Origin of the sequence: Pontibacter vulgaris, assembly GCF_022758145.1 — a bacterium.
GTDB classification, from domain to species: domain Bacteria; phylum Bacteroidota; class Bacteroidia; order Cytophagales; family Hymenobacteraceae; genus Pontibacter; species Pontibacter vulgaris.
In genome coordinates this window covers 51,829-69,162 of sequence record NZ_JAJVDH010000007.1, presented here as the reverse complement: position 1 = coordinate 69,162, position 17,334 = coordinate 51,829, and the positions used below count along the sequence as shown (strand labels likewise).

Annotated in this window: 13 protein-coding genes; 9 read left to right on the top strand and 4 right to left on the bottom strand. The window is 44.5% G+C overall.

The window, feature by feature from the left end:
- Positions 1 to 194: 194 nt before the first annotated feature.
- The 9 genes from LWP20_RS16080 to LWP20_RS16040 all read left to right on the top strand — a co-directional run bounded on the left by LWP20_RS16080 (position 195) and on the right by LWP20_RS16040 (position 8,961).
- Positions 195 to 887, top strand: coding sequence for an Ig-like domain-containing protein (locus LWP20_RS16080; protein WP_242929198.1), 693 nt, complete (start codon positions 195 to 197; stop codon positions 885 to 887).
- 125 nt (positions 888 to 1,012) lie between these two features.
- Entirely contained in the window at positions 1,013 to 1,558 is a 546-nt protein-coding gene (locus LWP20_RS16075) for an RNA polymerase sigma factor (protein WP_242929388.1), read from the top strand.
- Positions 1,548 to 3,083, top strand: coding sequence for a porin family protein (locus LWP20_RS16070; protein ID WP_242929197.1), 1,536 nt, complete (start codon positions 1,548 to 1,550; stop codon positions 3,081 to 3,083). The genes LWP20_RS16075 and LWP20_RS16070 overlap by 11 nt, the downstream gene beginning before the upstream one ends.
- A 142-nt stretch (positions 3,084 to 3,225) precedes the next feature.
- Positions 3,226 to 4,113 carry a hypothetical protein gene (locus LWP20_RS16065; protein ID WP_242929196.1) on the top strand — a complete coding sequence of 296 codons (888 nt, stop codon included), beginning with the start codon at positions 3,226 to 3,228 and terminating at the stop codon, positions 4,111 to 4,113.
- 402 nt (positions 4,114 to 4,515) lie between these two features.
- Entirely contained in the window at positions 4,516 to 4,926 is a 411-nt protein-coding gene (locus tag LWP20_RS16060) for a DoxX family protein (RefSeq protein ID WP_242929195.1), read from the top strand.
- Between the two features lie 232 nt (positions 4,927 to 5,158).
- Positions 5,159 to 6,028: an aldo/keto reductase gene (locus tag LWP20_RS16055; protein WP_242929194.1), complete on the top strand. Its 870-nt coding sequence runs from the start codon at positions 5,159 to 5,161 to the stop codon at positions 6,026 to 6,028.
- A 317-nt stretch (positions 6,029 to 6,345) separates the two neighbouring features.
- Positions 6,346 to 7,500: a zinc-dependent alcohol dehydrogenase gene (locus LWP20_RS16050; protein WP_242929193.1), complete on the top strand. Its 1,155-nt coding sequence runs from the start codon at positions 6,346 to 6,348 to the stop codon at positions 7,498 to 7,500.
- Between the two features lie 11 nt (positions 7,501 to 7,511).
- Positions 7,512 to 8,006, top strand: a complete 495-nt coding sequence (locus tag LWP20_RS16045) for a hypothetical protein (protein WP_242929192.1) — start codon at positions 7,512 to 7,514, stop codon at positions 8,004 to 8,006.
- 178 nt (positions 8,007 to 8,184) lie between these two features.
- Positions 8,185 to 8,961, top strand: a complete 777-nt coding sequence (locus LWP20_RS16040) for a hypothetical protein (protein ID WP_242929191.1) — start codon at positions 8,185 to 8,187, stop codon at positions 8,959 to 8,961.
- Between the two features lie 51 nt (positions 8,962 to 9,012).
- Here LWP20_RS16040 and uvrA read toward each other — a convergent pair whose 3' ends face one another.
- The 4 genes from uvrA to LWP20_RS16020 form a co-directional block, all read right to left on the bottom strand.
- A complete protein-coding gene (gene uvrA, locus LWP20_RS16035; RefSeq protein WP_242929190.1) occupies positions 9,013 to 11,547 on the bottom strand; it encodes an excinuclease ABC subunit UvrA in 2,535 nt (844 codons plus the stop codon).
- A 109-nt stretch (positions 11,548 to 11,656) separates the two neighbouring features.
- Positions 11,657 to 12,796 carry an MFS transporter gene (locus LWP20_RS16030; RefSeq protein WP_242929189.1) on the bottom strand — a complete coding sequence of 380 codons (1,140 nt, stop codon included), beginning with the start codon at positions 12,794 to 12,796 and terminating at the stop codon, positions 11,657 to 11,659.
- 583 nt (positions 12,797 to 13,379) lie between these two features.
- Positions 13,380 to 16,007 carry a PAS domain-containing protein gene (locus LWP20_RS16025; protein ID WP_242929188.1) on the bottom strand — a complete coding sequence of 876 codons (2,628 nt, stop codon included), beginning with the start codon at positions 16,005 to 16,007 and terminating at the stop codon, positions 13,380 to 13,382.
- Positions 16,008 to 16,553: 546 nt separating this feature from the next.
- Entirely contained in the window at positions 16,554 to 17,195 is a 642-nt protein-coding gene (locus tag LWP20_RS16020) for a c-type cytochrome (protein WP_242929187.1), read from the bottom strand.
- Between the last annotated feature and the right edge of the window lie 139 nt (positions 17,196 to 17,334).

The following is a 17,334-nucleotide window of genomic DNA, read 5'->3' as shown; positions in this document are numbered from 1 at the left end:
CTATTTTATACTTGCATCACCTATTAGTAAAAAGCTATATTTAGATTATTTTTGTATAGTACCATTGCTTCCGGAATACCTGCTTTAAGTATGGGCTGATGCCGGGCAGATATCAAACTAAAAATATTTTAATTTCATGGGCAACGGTTTGCAGCCGGGCCTTGTCTTACCAGCAGAAACCACAATTAACAACTATGAGAAGTCATTTATCCAGGTTGCGAATGCTGCAGGTTTTCGTTGGCCTGTTACTGCTCTGGGGCTGCGATACTGCTACAAGCGATGTATTGCCGAGTTTCTTTCGGGAGTTTAAACTATACGCAGACGAGATCTATACTTTTAACAGCAACAATGACTACATACTACGGCTCGACCCATTGGTAAATGACAGTATAAAAGCGGAAGTAAACGTTACCTATAGCCAGCCACTACACGGGCGGCTACTCCCTGAATTCGATGGGCCTGGCACTATGGGCTATAAACCAAACCAGAACTTTTACGGGGCAGATAGCCTGGAATATACAGTTTGCCTGAACAACGACTGCCAGACGGAAAAGATCAAACTGATAGTAGAACAACCTTACGACCCAGCTACCTGCCAGACGCAGCTTAATGGTGAGACACTGGAAACCACAAAGAATACATCCAAGCAGCTAAGGATATTCCTGAACGATGTAATTTGCTACAGTACAATTGGTGGCATAGCGGTTTATAAGCCTGAGAAAGGAACATTTGAGGAGATACAATATGCCGGCAGCTATAAGAATACCATCTATGTATACATTCCGCCCAAAGACTTTGTAGGCGAAGACTCCTTCAGATACCGTGTGTATACTACCCGCGACTACACCACTTACCAAGAGATTGTGGTTCCTGTAACTGTAAGGTAACATGTATAGCAGTCAAAAAACACCACGAAGTGTTACAAGAGCCGCAGGTTTTAACCTGGGGCTTTTCCTGTTTCTGCTACAAGATCAACCTGTTGTAAACAAGGCTATATAGTTATTTGGAGGACGTGTACGCAGAGGAGGAGATAATAGCAGGTTGCCGGCAGGGGAAAGCTTCTTTCCAGGAGAAGTTGTATCAGCTTTACTCGAGGCGGATGATGGCAGTGTGTGTACGCTATACGCAGTCAAGGTTTGAGGCGGAAGACATCTTTCATGAAGCATTTGTGAAAGTTTTCAAAAACATAGATACATACAGCGGTGGCTCTTTTGAAGGATGGGTAAGACGGATCTTTGTAAACACTGCCATTAACCATTACCACAAAAACCGCAGACTTCAGGAACAGCTGGATTATAGTACAATAGAAGAAGTGACTCCTACAGATGAAGACATTATCAGTACCATATCGGGGCAGGAGCTGATGGAGCTTGTAAACCAGTTGCCGGAAGGGTATCGGCTGGTTTTTAACCTGTATGTGGTAGAAGGCTATAACCACCGCGAAATAGGAGAGATGCTAAGTATAGCAGAAGGAACTTCTAAATCGCAGCTGGCTAAAGCAAAAGCGCAGTTAAAGAAATTGCTCCAGAAATATTCAATCTCAGAAAATGCTGACTGACAAAGAACAAGAAGAAATACGGCGCAAGTTGCTGGGGCTCGAGGAAGAGCCGCCTGCCAATGGCTGGAATAAAATTGCAGCTGAGATACAACCACCGCGCAGGCCATACCGGTTGTGGTGGGTACTGATTGCAGCCTTACTGTTACTGGTTGGGTCAGTTGGGGTGCTATACTTCGTGAAAAAACCACAAACTCCGGTAATAGCAACCACAGTTAACAGTTCTGAACCGAACTCAGAAAGCAAAAGTGGAGAGACAGCAGCAACGCAGAAAACAGGTAAAGTTGAAAGATCTGATCAGTCTATACAACAACTAAAGAAGTCTGGCTCCAATTTTAGTGAAGTAGCTGGAAAAGATCCAGAAGTAGGTACAGATAAAGCATCAGAAGAATCTCAGGAAGCACAGCCAAAGAATCCAGAGAAGCAACCTGTTACAGGGCGAATACCTGTGGCTACACTACCAAATGCTGAAGAACCAGTAAAATTACCACTACCACTTATAGCAGAAGGCAAGAAGCCTCGCAACAGGTATAAATCTGAAACAGGAGTAACAACGAAGGAGATTGAAATAACCAATAAGATAGCTAAAACAGAGAAGAGAGAAAGTACTGAACCAACTATAGCCAGCCAGCCTGATAAAAACAAAGGTACTAAGGCAGAAAATGCTGAAACTGACAATACCAACTCATTTGAATTACTGAAAGGACGGGTGACGCAACTTGATAGCCTCCACAAATTAAGTGTACCTGACTCTGTAAGTATAGCCTTGGTTCCCGATAGTGCAGTTAAAGTTGTCAGCATTCCGACAGTTGATTCAGTAGCGAAAAGTAGGGAATGGTATGTGGGAGTAACGTTTGCACCACGCTATACTTTCCGCTCGTTTACGCCTGCTGCAACAGACGACATCTACATTACAAATCTGAACAACTACGAAAAACTGGACCCGAAACGAATGGGCTATGAGTTTGGCCTGAGTGCAGGTAAACAACTAAGTAAGCAACTATACCTGGAAAGCAGCCTGAATGTGATGCAGTTGCAGGAGAACGTTTCTTATGCTTTCACGACTGGTAAAGTTGATACGTTACTAAAGAGCAGAGGCGATGATGGTAGCATAAGAGTTATACCGGTTTATGTGAAAGGTGAACGCCAACTCGAAAGCACGTTTACTTACGGAGGTATAAGAGTGGGAGTAAACTACTACTTTCTGCAATCTACTCGCAGCCGCCTGAACTTAACCTTTGCCGGGGGAGCTAACTTGTTATTGAAGGGTCGCACGAAAGAATATATCAATGGCGAGCTTAAAGAAACTATAGATTTCCCTTCGGAGAAAGACCTGTTTGAGCAGACAAACTATAACCTGTTGCTGGGAGCCGGATATAATACAAGCCTTGGTGGCAACTACGAATTGATGCTGATGCCAAGCCTGAACTACTTCCTGGGGTCTACTTTTAGCAAGCGCGAACCGTTTGGGTTAAAGCCTTACACACTGGGGTTGAACATTCAGGTTAAGCGACGTTTTATAAAATAACCTGTCCTATCATTATGTATTACAGAGCCTTGGTTTTACCGAGGCTCTTTTGTTTTACAGCATTTGTAAAAATATTTTACAACGCAGGCAACGGTCCTTTCAGCTGTCTTGTCTTACCTGTAAATGCTAACCAAATAAAACTATGAAATTACACCAACTCCTGCTTCTGGCTGGTATCAGTCTATCAGCCACCTTAACCTCTTGCGACAAAGAGGATTTTGATCCTGTAATAGAAAGGCCAGGTACAACGCCTCCGCCTGTTACGCAGCCAAACCCAACTACACCGCCACCTGCTAACACGCCGCCTGTAACACAGCCTGCTCCTTCACCACCACCTGTTACGCAACCTGCCCCCACACCGCCACCACCTGCCCCGGTTACCCAGAGCAGCCTGCTAACACAGGTAGGTACGCGGCAATTTAAATATGATGTGCAGGGCAGACTAATAGAAGTTGGTTATACTGACCAGAGCTGGCTCGGCTATACAATTGTGTATGAAGGCAACCGACCTTCACGGATAAACTATAACACCGGTAACTGGCTGATCTATACTTACAGCGGTGACAAGGTAGTTGAGGCCAAAAGGTACTATGGCGAAAACAAGGTAAACTACATTTATACTTTTGATTATGAAGGCGATAAGCTGATGAAACAATCAAGTATGAGCTACACCCGCTCCAATGAGGGGCAGTTAGGTGTTACCAACTATAAGTATGATGCAAACGGCAACCTGGTTGAGTCGGCAGTGCAATGGTCGCCTAATAACCGCGCGGAAGAACTAAGCGCTCCTTCTTACATTTACTGGGGCAACTACGATAACAAGCCTAACCCATTGCCTTTTGCTTATTCAGATTTTTACCTGCCCGGCGTAAAGTTATTTGAAAACAACCCGGGTTACCGCGATCCGGGTTACGGCAAGGAGCGATATAGTCATACTTACCACGAATCCGGAATGCCTGCGCAGCGCACCATTACCTTAGAGCTTTATCCAAATGCTCAAGCTGTAAGGGAGCAATATTTGTACAAATAACCAGGCTGGTAGTGCAAGCAAAAGCCCGCACTTTCTTGAGCAAAAGGCGGGTTTTTGCTTTTTTGAAGGTGCGGCTACAGCAACTTCCTCAACGCTATTGTCTTTGCTTTAATTGTTTGAACAGGTCGTTACTACTGCCCTAAAACTTATCAAGCATGTTAATGCTTATAACAGCCCTGTTGGCGGAATAAAGGTAAAGGGGTAAGAGGATGTTTACATGACAAGCTTATACCTCCCTGGTTTTGAAAACATGGATAGCGTTATAAAGATTAGCAGGATATTCCCTTCCAGTAGTTTTAACTTTAGCTAGTGCGCTTTCGTTTATAGGTGTATTTAAACGCTAGGAGATGAGTATATTATACATATTTATCAAGTATCCCATTACAGAAGCTTTTACAAATCATGGATAGAATTTTAGGTAGTTACAGCCCACAGTTTTATGCGATACTTCGTATTGTTGCTGGGCTAATGTTTGCCATGCACGGTGCTATGAAATTTTTTGGCTGGCCCGGTGGCGGCGAACCTGTAGAGATAGCATCGCTGATGGGCTTGGCTGGGTTTATTGAGTTAGTAGGCGGGCTGATGATCGCCTTCGGTTTTCTGGCCAGTTGGGCGGCATTTATAGCCAGCGGCGAGATGGCTTTCGCTTTCTTTATAGCTCATTTTCCGCAAGGGTGGAACCCGCTGATTAATAAAGGCGAAGTAGCGGTTTTATACTGTTTTCTGTTTCTATACATTGCTTCCAGAGGCTCCGGAATCTGGAGTATTGATGCTGCCTCAAGAAGAGGAATTAGGTCGGATAATTACTCCTGAAATTTGAATACCGACAAAGATTTATACTTATTAAAGTAGCTGGTTTTTAGCACCTGCTATATTATTCTTTTTACCAGCCTGGAAATAATGCTCCGCATAACTGCTTATACTTCCTATAAATTTCGGGCATCCGTTAACTTGTTAAACTGCCCTGTTATACCTGGTTCTTTTTTAACAAGCCTTTTATTACACCGTACACTCAAACCTGATTTATTCATTTTATACTTGAAAGATGGCTGAGACAACTTCATTTAACAAGACATTTGCAATTGGGGGCGACCTTACCGTGAACAGGATGGGATTTGGTGCCATGCGTATTACAGGAGAAGGCATTTGGGGGCCACCGAAAGATAGGGACGAAGCCATTCGCGTACTGGAAAAAACAATAGAATTAGGTATAAACTTCATTGATACGGCAGATAGTTACGGCCCCAATATTTCGGAAGAACTTATTGCAGAGGCCTTATATCCATACCCTAAAGATTTAGTGATTGCTACTAAAGGCGGACTTACACGAACCGGACCGAATGTATGGCCTATTAACGCAGATCCTGCTTACCTCGAACGTGCTTTGGAAGGAAGTCTGAAACGATTGAAGCAGGACAGCATTGACTTGTATCAATTGCACCGTGTAGATCCTAATGTGTCTTACGAGAAAACCCTTGAGTTTCTGCAACGTGCACAGGAAGAAGGTTTGGTAAAACATATCGGCCTTTCTGAAGTTTCGATCGATCAGATACAAAAAGCGCAGGAGTACTTTGAAGTAGTTTCGGTACAGAACAAGTATAGCGTAGACTTCAGAACGAAATGGGAAGAAGAACTGAAATTCTGTGAAAAACAGAACATGGCATTTATACCCTGGAACCCGATAAACGCTGGCAATGTGGGCGCAATAAATAAGCTGCAGCAAATCGGGGATAAGTATGATGCCAGCGCGCATCAAATAGCACTAAGCTGGCTGTTACATCATTCACCAAATATCCTGCTTATACCGGGCACATCAAAAGTTAAGCACCTCGAAGAAAACTACAGAGCTGCTACTATTGCCCTTTCGGAAGAAGACATGAACGAACTGAATAGTATAAAACAGTCCGAGAAATAGCGGGTAACGCTTAAGTATAAATTGAAGGCCTCTGTGGTAAATTACTGCAGGGGCTTTTCTGTATTTATACTTCCGTAATGGGGGCAACTTTAACGCTTCCTGTATTGCTGATCAGCGCTAAAAGTAAATTAAGATAACTTCATCTGAATATAGAGTTATACCTTAAAAATACAATTTAAGCAACTTTGATGTAATAGATTAGTATTAATTGAGACGTAATTTTTATGTATTTCAGGGATTTAGCCCTTTGAAGAATTTACTGGGCAACATAGAAATTATACAATACTATATGTCTAACATTAACTGAAAACAAACTTATGCTGGCAATGAACTACCGGGGGCCTAAGCGGGTCCGCATCGATGAAAAGCCGATGCCAGAAATAAAACACCCCCAGGATGCGATTGTGCGTGTTACACGCTCCTGTATCTGCGGGTCCGACCTCCATTTGTACAACGGCAACGTACCTGATACACGCGTAGGCTCAACTTTTGGCCACGAATTTACGGGTATAGTGGAGGAAATTGGCTCTGAAGTTACAAAGCTTAAAGTCGGCGACCATGTGCTCGTTCCTTTCAACATCTCCTGCGGACAATGCGCTTTCTGTAAACAGGAACTTTATGGTAACTGCCATGAATCGAACCCGGAAGCAACTGCTGTGGGAGCGATTTATGGTTACTCGCATACGGCGGGTGGTTACAATGGTGGGCAGGCTGAATATGTGCGTGTACCGTATGCCAATGTAGGGCCAACTGTAATACCAGAAGGTATGGATCCGGACGATGCCGTTTTGCTGACAGACGTGGTGCCGACCGGCTACCAGGCCGCTGAGATGGCAGGCATTCAAAAAGGCGACACCGTTCTGATTTTTGGCGCCGGACCTATAGGTATTATGGCCGCGAAATGTTCGTGGCTTTTTGGGGCCGGTCGTGTTATTGTATTAGACAAAGAAGAGTACAGACTGGAATTTGCCCGCAATTATGCCGATTGCGAAGCCTACAATTTTGAGGAGATGGATGACCCGGTTTTATGGGCTAAAAAGCAGACGGACTGGATGGGTGCCGATGTTTGTATAGATGCCGTAGGAGCAGAAGCCGCTGGTAACGTAATGCAGACGATAACCGGCCGTAAGCTGTTGTTGCAGGCTGGCTCGGCTACTGCATTACATTGGGCTATAAACTCGGTTAAAAAAGGTGGTATTATTTCTATTGTGGGGGTATATGGCCCTACGGATAACCTGGTACCAATTGGTAATGTGCTGAACAAAGGGCTAACGATACGGGCAAACCAGGCATCGGTAAAACGTTTGCTCCCACGCTTAATAGAACATGTGCAGAACGGTGTACTTAACCCGAAAGGCCTGATCACGCACCGTATACCTTTAGAAGAAGTAGCAGATGGTTACCGTATGTTCTCAGGTAAACTGGATAACTGTATCAAGACCGTTCTTATTCCACCATCAGCCAGAATGTAAAGTATAAAACCATGGAAAATACACCAGAAAAATTTAAGCATATAAAAGGGTGGGGAATAGACGCGGATCCGAAGAATGACCCGACCTACCCAATGAAGCGCCGCACCAACGAGGAGCACAAAGGCTATTCGTGGCAACGGCCAACCCAGCAACCTATCGATATAGAGGTGCTGCACTCAAATGAAAGACCAAATGTAACGGCAGTTTTCGGGGAATCTGTTCCGCCGTCAGGGCTTAGCGGCATGATCAGGAGATTTGCTTTCAAACACAGTGAGAACAGTTACCTGCACTGGCTTCCGTTGCTGCTGGCTGATCGTGTAAATGTGGTGGAAGGCATAGTAGAAGACTTCGCGCATGGCAAGGTGCCTAACATTTTTGAGGAAAAAGGCTATGTAGCCGAATGGAAGTATAACCGAACCAGCCTGTTAACAAAAATGGCTGTGGTTGCCGCTATTACGGCTGCCGGTGTTATGCTTCTTGCTCGTAAAAATGAAGATGACGATTAAAGCCAATTACTTAAAAAGAAAGGCAGCTTTACACAAGGCTGCCTTTCTTTTTATACAGGCTACCTAGTATATTAAAAATTGCTCATGCTGCTGTTTTATACCTGCTGAACGTGTTTCAATCACAGCAAAACATATAACTTTACGATTCATTCTTTCATTTTATACAACTCTATAATCCATGAGCCTACACTTTAAAAGTACAGGTTTTTTGAAAGGCGGTAAAACGTGGTTGCTGCTGCTGTTTGCTTGCCTTTTTATTCAGCATAAAGAGGCTGATGCCCAGATTCTTTACCAGGGAGGTTCTAATGTGCAGTTTCTTTATGGCCGTAACCTAAAGCAGTCGGGTCAGTTGGCTACCATAACACTGGAGCATTTTGGGTCTGTGGGAAAATTCGAACACTTTGGATTTGCTGATTTGTTTAACGATGCAAGCTTGGCTGCTCCTAATTTATACACGGAGTGGTATCCTAAGCTTAGCTTGACAAGAGCTACAGGTTTGGCCTTAGAACGTGGTCCATTAAGCGATGTATTAGTAGGTGGTGGTATTAACGTGTTATTTGGTGGTACTGAGGATTTCTTTGTATACCTGGCAGGGCCGGCTTTTAAATTCAGGATACCGGGTTCAGGCCTGATGCAGCTCGAAACCTCTTACTACAAACAGCATGGTGAAGAGTATGATGGCACTTACCAGATTACTCCAAGCTGGGATATCCCGTTACCGGTATCAAATAAAGTGAATCTTCGGTTCCGTGGTTTCATGGACTTTATCGGCGACCGCGGACCAGGCACTACGCAATACCTTACCCAGCCTCAGCTTTTACTGGATATGGGTAATCTTTGGGAGAAACCCGGTAAAGTATACTTAGGTTCTGAGTGGCGCTACTGGAAAAATGTGGTAGGGATAGAGGGCCTGGATGAATCTATACTTCAGGCCAACCTGCTGATTAACCTATAAATTATTTTACAAGTATAAGCCAGCACTGTTTTTAAAGCATACCTACCTGAATCAGATAAGCTGCTTTAAAAACGGTGCTGTTTTGCTTTGTTTTGATCGGGCAACTTGCTGGGGCGTTCCGGCAACCACCACTTTTCCACCATCTTCACCGGCTCCCGGGCCTATGTCTATCACCCAGTCGCTGGCTGCTATAACGCGCATGTCGTGTTCAACAACTATAACCGTATTACCGGCTTCTACCAGGCTATCCAGCTGTGTCATTAGTTTGTCTGTATCAGATGGGTGCAGGCCGGTGGTTGGCTCATCGAGTATATAAAGTGTGTTGCCGCGCTGCGCCCGTTGCAGTTCTGTTGCCAGTTTAATGCGCTGCGCCTCACCCCCTGAAAGCTCGGTAGCCGGCTGGCCCAGCCTTAAATAACCCAAACCTACTTCCCGAAGCACCGTGAGAGCACGATATACAGCCGGTTCTTCATCAAAAAACTCCCAGGCAGCGTCTACTGTCATACTTAGCACTTCGGCTATATTTTTGTCGCGGTAAGTTACTTCAAGAGTTTTAGCGTTATAGCGCGTGCTGTGGCAAACAGGGCAGGGGGCATATACACTTGGTAAAAAGAGTAATTCTACCATCACAAAACCTTCGCCCTGGCAGTTTTCGCAGCGCCCTTTGGCTACGTTAAATGAGAACCGTCCGGCATCATACCTGCGTTTTTTTGCCATTGGCGTAGCTGCGAACAATTTACGAACATGGTCGAAAAGGCCGGTATAAGTGGCCATATTTGAGCGTGGAGTTCGGCCGATTGGCTTCTGATCTACGCGCACCAATCGTTTTATACTTTCTAAACCTTCAGTTATCCGTCCACCAGTTTGCAGTGGTGCAGCGCGTTCCAGTTCATCTCCTTCCTCTTCTTCCGCAGGAAGTTCATGGCCCAAATATTGAGCTACCAACTCTACTAACACCTGGCTTACCAAACTCGATTTTCCTGAACCTGAAACGCCGGTAACTGCTGTAAACACACCCAGCGGGAATGCAGCATCCAGGTTGTGCAGGTTGTTACGCGTTACGCCACTCAGCCGAAGCCAGCCTGTAGGTTTGCGCGGCTCTCTGTTTAGCCCTTCCGAGCTGCCAAATAGGTAAGCGCTTGTTTTAGATTGTTTTATCTGTTTTAACCCTTCTGGCGGACCGCTGTATAAAATTTCTCCTCCTTTTTCTCCGGCAGCCGGCCCCACATCTACTATCCAGTCAGCATACCTTATCACTTCAGTTTCATGCTCCACCACAAACAACGAATTCCCGGCTTTCTTCAGTCCGTCAAGTGCTTTTAGTAAAGAAACAGTATCCGCAGGATGCAAGCCGGCTGAGGGCTCATCAAGCACATACACTACCCCAAATAAATGAGAGTATAATTGGGTAGCTAATCTTAATCTTTGCAGTTCGCCAGGCGATAAAGTAGGCGTGCTCCGCTCTAAAGAAAGGTATCCTAAACCAAGATCAAGTAACACTTTAACGCGGGCACAAAGATCTTCTGCTATGCGTTGGGCCACAATAGTTTGTTCCGGGTGCTCGGCTTCCTGCTTTTTATGGCCTCTGGCTTTTCCTTCGGCAAAAGGGCGAAGTATACTTTCTATCCGTTTTAGTGGCAGCCTGGATAGTTCTGTAATATCGTATCCGGCAAACTTAACAGATAATGATTCAGGACGCAGGCGTTTGCCCTGGCACATGGGGCAATCGGTGCTCAGCATGTACTGCATTACCCGCTTTTTCATGAGCGGGCTGTTGGTATTGGCAAACGTATGAAACACGTGGCGGCGGGCACTGGTAAACGTACCCATATAGTTCGGTTCTTCCTTGCGTTTTAAAGCGCGTTGGGTTTGTTCGGGGGTATAGCCGGGGTAAACTGGTACAACAGGTTGCTCATCGGTGAACAGGATCCAGTCGCGGTCTTTCTGGGGCAATTCGCGCCATGGCCGGTCTACGTCGTAACCAAGGGTAACCAGTATATCGCGCTGGTTCTGTCCGCCCCAGGCTGTTGGCCAGGCTGCAATAGCTCTTTCCCGTATCGTCAGCGAGTCGTCGGGCACCATCGATTTTTCCGTTACTTCATAGATCCGGCCCAGGCCATGGCAGGTAGGGCAGGCCCCCTCTGCTGTGTTTGGCGAGAAAGCCTCGGCATAAATTATACTTTGCCCGCGCGGGTAATCGCCGGCTCGGGAGTATAACATGCGCAGCAGGTTGGAGAGCGTGGTTACACTGCCCACCGATGAGCGCGTAGTTGGCGTACCGCGTTGCTGCTGCAAGGCTACAGCCGGCGGCAAACCTTCAATCGTATCTACTTCCGGAACAGCCATCTGGTGAAATAACCTTCTTGCGTAAGGCGACACAGACTCGAGGTAACGGCGTTGGGCCTCGGCATAAAGCGTACCAAAAGCCAGCGAAGATTTACCCGATCCCGAAACGCCTGTAAAAACCACAAGCGCATCGCGCGGAATGGTCAGGTTTACGTTTTTCAGGTTGTTTTCGCGCGCGCCACGCACGTTTACAAAGCCGGTAAATTCTTTCGCTGAAGTCTTGTCAGTATCTTTTGCCATAACCCGGGCAGGCTTAGGGTGCCTGTATTCTGGGTTTTTACTGGCTACATGGGATTAAGTTTTAGGGAAAGTATAAATAGACTATTTAAGTACAAACAAACAGCTGATTTTATAAAGCTTTCTCCAACTTAAAAAACGACCTCGAAATTGGAATGAGCATGATACCCGCAAAAGCAAAAGCGATGAACGATACTTTCAGGTTAAAAGCATGCGCCAGGTAACCGATCATGGGCGGACCAATCAGCATACCAACTATACCAAAAGTGGCGATAAGTGAGATAGCTAAACCCGGGGAATACTTAGTTGAAGCACCAGCAAGGGTATAAGTCATTGGGATAACGGCAGCCGTACCAAAGCCAACGAGCGAGAAGCCAACCATGGCAGGCCAGAAACTCGGGAAAAGTATAGATAAGGTAATTCCTGCAAATATCAGCGATGCGCTCAGTACATAGGTATTGGCCATACCCAACTTTACGATAATGCGGTCTGAGATAAACCTGGATAACGCCATAAAAGACATAAAAATGAGGTAACCGGCCGTAAACACATCTTCTTTTACTACCTGCTGAAAGTATATGCCACTCCAGTCGAACATGCCGCCCTCGCACACTGCCGCAAAAAACACCAGTAACCCTAAGTATAAAATGTAAGGGTCAGGTTTGCCTAAAGCCAGTTTATTGCCCGAAGTAGATCTGTCGTTGCGCAGCAGATAATTATAAGAAAATAAAGCAGTAAGAACCGAAATAACCGACACTGATACCAGGTGTGGCACTATAGGCACATCCAGCGAAACCAGTAAAGTTGTAAATCCAACTCCAATAATACCACCCGTGCTCCAGAGCCCGTGGAAAGAGCCATTTATTTTGCGATCGTATTGTTTTTGCAGCGTAATGGCCTGCGTGTTCACGGATATATTAAAAATGCGCATGCTCAGCGAGAACAGGAACAAGGCAATAACCAGTGTAAAAGGAGTGGTAGCCAGGCCTATAAACGAAAGGCAGATAGAGTTCAGCAGGAAGGCAACGGTTAACGGAACCCGGGTTTCCAGTTTTGCCACCAGCCAGCCCGATAAGGGTAGCCCAACCAGCGAGCTTACCGGCATAGTTAAAAGTATGGTTCCCAGTTCGGCCTCGTTCAGGTGCAGCGCCGATTTTATAGTTGGAATTCTGGACGCCCAGCTTGAAAAATTAAAGCCGGAAAGGAAGAAGAATAAACTTAGCGAAATACGCTGCTGATTGATTAACTGCATTTAGGTAAAATAAGAGCGCAAAGATGCGTATTAAATTGCCATCTCAAGTATAAAACTAAACTCTAGTTCTTAGTATGGCTGACAGATAAGGCTGATGTACGTGGCTAAGAGAGCAGCAGTGACAAACGCCTTCTATTTAACTTTTTAAAACATATTACTAATAAGTATAATACAATTTATGGCGAGGCACGTACAAGTATAAACTCATCAATTTTATACTTGTCTGGCTATGAAGTATGCACTAATTCTACAATCCGAATTTCACCATCCAAATTTCTGGGTTTGTCTGGCGTTGGCAAATTCACCTGAAAATCTGCAAAAGAATCTCTGCTATGACCCAACTGTTCAGGTGTTATTGCATAAGGGGTATTACAAAGGCAGGCCTATAAGCGAGATTCAGCTGCCTAGCTGCGCCTCTGGCAGTTTTGCCAATTTTATAGTTTGCGAAATTGATGCACCTGTTGGAATAGACCTGCGATTTGAGCTCTGATCTTAGTCGCTTTAAAATCAAAATGCCGATTTGCTACTTAAGGAGACCTTTGTTTCCGTAACTAGTAAACCGGCATTGAAAATTAATAAAAGCTTAATTGTTACTGTTTCTGAAGTAAACTCTGAAGGTGGTGCCTTTGCCAACCTTGCTTTCTACCTCGATTCGGCCACCGGCATTTTCGATAATCTTTTTCACCATATAGAGGCCGATGCCTGAGCCTTCGACATGATCGTGCAGACGGCCGAACATTGTAAATAATTTTTGATTACCATCTAAATCCATACCCAGACCGTTATCCTGTACTGTAAACAGGATGTACTCCGCTTCAGTATGGCAATTGACCTGAATTTTCAGATCACGTTCCGGAGACCTATACTTTACGGCGTTGGAAATAAGGTTATAGATTACGGAGCGCAGGTTCTTTGCTGAAAAGTTTATACCCAGGCAATCCTCAATTTCTATTTCCAGTTTTGCACCAGCTTCCTTAATTTGTGGAGAAAGATCCATTGTTATCTCCTGTATTACTTCAGGGAGATCAACTAATACAGCATCCTGGTTATTTTCCTTTTGTAATTTAACTACTTCCGTCAGGTGGTCTATGGTTCGCTTAAATCGCTTAATAGAGCCTTCAATCATATCCATAACTCCTTCTAATCCTTCGGATTTAAGCATGCTGGCAGGAAGGGATTCTATCAGGATCCTAATCAGGCCCTCGATGTTTGCGATAGGCGCCTTAAGGTCATGGGAAGCTGTGTAAATAAAATTATCGAGGTCTACGTTAATGAGAATAAGCTGCTCATTGGTGATGCGTAGCTCCTCGGCCATTGTTTTGGCTTGGCGCTCACCTTCTTCTATTGCTTTTATAGCTTCTACCTGCGAGGTTATATCCGTAACAAGCGTATAAAACCCTACAACCTCTCCGTTTCGGATATCAGGAACATAATTTGTAGAAATGTATTTTACAAAATCCTCGCGGTATGGCATTCTCGATTCAAAATCAAGGCGTTCGCCGGCAAGTGCTCTGTCAATATATTTTTTTACGCCCTGGTAAGCTGCATCTCCAACTACCTCACGTACAGGCCTGCCTATCAGATCTTCAGGCTTTATATTAAACCAGGCTTCATAAGCCTTATTCGCAAACTGGTACTTTTCTTCTTTATCGAGGTAGCCTATTAATACCGGAAGAGCATCCGTTATAAGCTGTAAACGTTCTGCACTGTTTTCCACCGTTCTCCGGGCTTCTACCTGCTCTGTTACTTCGGATACAAAAATAAATATGCCATTTACCTCGCCCTGTTCGTTGCGTCTGGGCTGGAGGGTATAACTAAAGTAGCGGTTTTCCATCGGGCCGCCTTCATAACGGGCTAAGGGAACGAGGTCTTCCTGGCTCACGAAAGTTTTTCCGGTTCGGTAAACTTCTCGAAGATTATTCGCAAAGGGGTGCGACTCCAGTTCTGACAGCGCTACTTTTAGCATGGAATTACCCAGGAGCTGGCGGCCTGGCAGCAATTGCTGATAGGCCGGGTTAACTAGCTCATACACTAAATCTTCTCCCCTCAGGATACTGATAGGAGTGGCTGCCTGCATAAATAAATCCTGTAAGCGGTTACGTTCTGACTCGGCTTCGGCCTTAGCTAGCTGTAGTTCACTGGTTCTGTAGGCTACCCTGTCCTCAAGCTCACGGTTTAGTTTCTGAAGTGCCTGCTGTGTCAGAAGCAATTCTTTGTTAGCCGTTTGTAACTCTTTGTTTGAGGCAATTATCTCACTATTAGCAGCTTCCAGCTCGCTGTTCAGTACTCTTAATTTTCTTTCGCTTTCTTCTACTTTCTTGCGGGCTATAACTAGTTCGGTAACTTCTACAGCTACATTAAATACTCCTAATAAGCTTCCTTGTTCATTGTAAAGAGGATGATAAACGTAGTTAAAATAGTTGGTTTGAATCTCGCCGTTGCGAAGCATAGAAGCAGGAGCTTCTTTACCTATAAAAGGCACTCCTGTAGTATAAATTTCCCTCAGCTTCTGATCAAAACCCTGCCCTTCTAACTCAGGAAGTACCTGCATTAAGGGTTTGCCGATTACCTGCTCCTGCGTGCGGCCCCAAAGTTGGCACATAGCGGGGTTAGCTGTTGCTATCTCCAGTTCTGTGCCTCTGTAAAGGCTCATCGCTACGGGGGCCTGATCCAGCAGAGCCTGCAGCAGGTCGCGCTGATGCTTAACCGCTGCCTCTGCTTTTAACTCAATATCCTTGGTGTCTTGTAATTGTTTGTGGTTTACAGTTTTAAGTTGTTGTATTTGTTTTTCGGCATCTACCTGGGCCGTAACATCTGTTACTCTATGTATAATATATAAGATGTTACCTTGCTGGTCTAGCACAGGAGTATTAACCGTTTGCCAGTATTTTTCTTCGAAATCACCAGTTGAGCCATTGCGGGAGACATCGTAGCGTATGAGGGGCATCTGATGCGGCTTTTTATGCTCGAGAACCCAGTTCAGCGATTTACTCAGATTTATAGTTGATTCAGATTCAGGAAATGCGGGATTATCCGGAAACACTTCGAATACGTTTTTACCCTTTATTTTTTCACGTTCCCTGTATGCAGCCTGCAGGTAATTATTACTGGCTGTCAGAATATTCAGGTCGGTATCCAGTATCAGGTACAGATCCGGCACAGTTTCAAATACGGCCAGCAGTTCAGGCGAAAGAGAAGTAGTGTATGTCATTTGATGTTTTAAATCCTACAGATATGCCTGGGTAGGTTTTTCTGTTTAAGAGCGCTGTTTATACTTGTAAGTAGAGCTGCCTTTTGGTGTAATAGTTTTGATGAACCATACTTCAGACTTGTTCTAACCTACCTCTTTTCTGGGAATAATTGAAAGACCGGGTTTATTATGTATCAGAAAAAAGCCTGCTTTCAAACAGGTAAAGCAGGAAAATGTTTGAAATTATTATCTAAAGGTAATGAATTTTTACTTGAACTATGTAATTGTATCGTATTAGCATTAAACTATACTTGCTTACAACCAGAAATGCTTAAATGAGCGTAATTAATGCGGGTTTTGCTTCTTTATTAAACAGAAATACCTGCCGCCGGCTACCTGATAAGCTCCGCAATTTTTACAAGGATCTTAAACAATTTTAGCATTGCAGGGCAGCTGTAAGGCTATACTTTAAGTTACAGTTTTGCCAGGCTGATATAGTATAAACCAATTCCTTCAGCTGCAACATTACCCGTTGCAGCTTTGCTGATAGCTATTTACAAGTATAAATTATTTACCTTTTGGTGCTGTTACCGGCGGTTTTGGTGCCGGCACTACATTGCTGATTGGTTTGGTAGATTTGAGGTAAGCAAAAATAGCTTTTAGCTCATCATCGGTCATGTTTTTATACATTTCCCAAGGCATTGGCGGCAACAGCGGGCGGCCGTTGTCCATACCTTTAGATTTGCCTTCCCTTATAGCCTTTATAAAGTTTTTTTCCTGCCAGTTGCCTATACCTGTTTTATCAGATGTTAAATTGGCCGCATAAGATACGCCCCATGGTCCGGCCCATGCTGTCAGGGTTTGGGTTACAATTAACCCTTTTTTCTCAATTTCTGAACGATCAATATCGGGTCCAGGCATTTTTGCGGGATGGCCTGATAACAGCATCGTTTCATCTATTTCCATTCCTTTTTCTGTCATTTTTTTAGGGGAGTGGCAATCGTGGCAGCCGCCAATAAATACAAGGTGTTTACCATACTCTATCTGGCTATTAAATCCGCCATATTTGTTCTGCTGTGTTGTTGCTTGTAAGGGGAGACCCAGGCCTGCTTGCTGGGTAATCTGGTTGGTTGGGGCTTCAGAACATTGCGTAAAAAGGCTTATACCTGAACACAATAAAAAATAGCAAGTATACTTCTTCCTGTTCATAGCTGTAAATATTAAGTAATGTATTTATTATCAATTGTTTACCTGGGTATTTATAGTATACGTTTAGTGTGACAATTGTAATGCTGATTATTAATATTTTGTGCTTTAGAGCAATTTTAACAAAGGAAAGTATGAGTAG

Excerpts from the sequence above, each read along its gene's own strand:
- LWP20_RS16020 (WP_242929187.1), bottom strand. The coding sequence starts at position 17,195 with ATGAACAGGAAGAAGTATACTTGCTATTTTTTATTGTGTTCAGGTATA.
- LWP20_RS16080 (WP_242929198.1), top strand. The coding sequence starts at position 195 with ATGAGAAGTCATTTATCCAGGTTGCGAATGCTGCAGGTTTTCGTTGGC.
- uvrA (WP_242929190.1), bottom strand. The coding sequence starts at position 11,547 with ATGGCAAAAGATACTGACAAGACTTCAGCGAAAGAATTTACCGGCTTT.
- LWP20_RS16060 (WP_242929195.1), top strand. The coding sequence starts at position 4,516 with ATGGATAGAATTTTAGGTAGTTACAGCCCACAGTTTTATGCGATACTT.
- LWP20_RS16065 (WP_242929196.1), top strand. The coding sequence starts at position 3,226 with ATGAAATTACACCAACTCCTGCTTCTGGCTGGTATCAGTCTATCAGCC.
- LWP20_RS16055 (WP_242929194.1), top strand. The coding sequence starts at position 5,159 with ATGGCTGAGACAACTTCATTTAACAAGACATTTGCAATTGGGGGCGAC.
- LWP20_RS16030 (WP_242929189.1), bottom strand. The coding sequence starts at position 12,796 with ATGCAGTTAATCAATCAGCAGCGTATTTCGCTAAGTTTATTCTTCTTC.
- LWP20_RS16050 (WP_242929193.1), top strand. The coding sequence starts at position 6,346 with ATGCTGGCAATGAACTACCGGGGGCCTAAGCGGGTCCGCATCGATGAA.
- LWP20_RS16025 (WP_242929188.1), bottom strand. The coding sequence starts at position 16,007 with ATGACATACACTACTTCTCTTTCGCCTGAACTGCTGGCCGTATTTGAA.
- LWP20_RS16070 (WP_242929197.1), top strand. The coding sequence starts at position 1,548 with ATGCTGACTGACAAAGAACAAGAAGAAATACGGCGCAAGTTGCTGGGG.
- LWP20_RS16045 (WP_242929192.1), top strand. The coding sequence starts at position 7,512 with ATGGAAAATACACCAGAAAAATTTAAGCATATAAAAGGGTGGGGAATA.
- LWP20_RS16040 (WP_242929191.1), top strand. The coding sequence starts at position 8,185 with ATGAGCCTACACTTTAAAAGTACAGGTTTTTTGAAAGGCGGTAAAACG.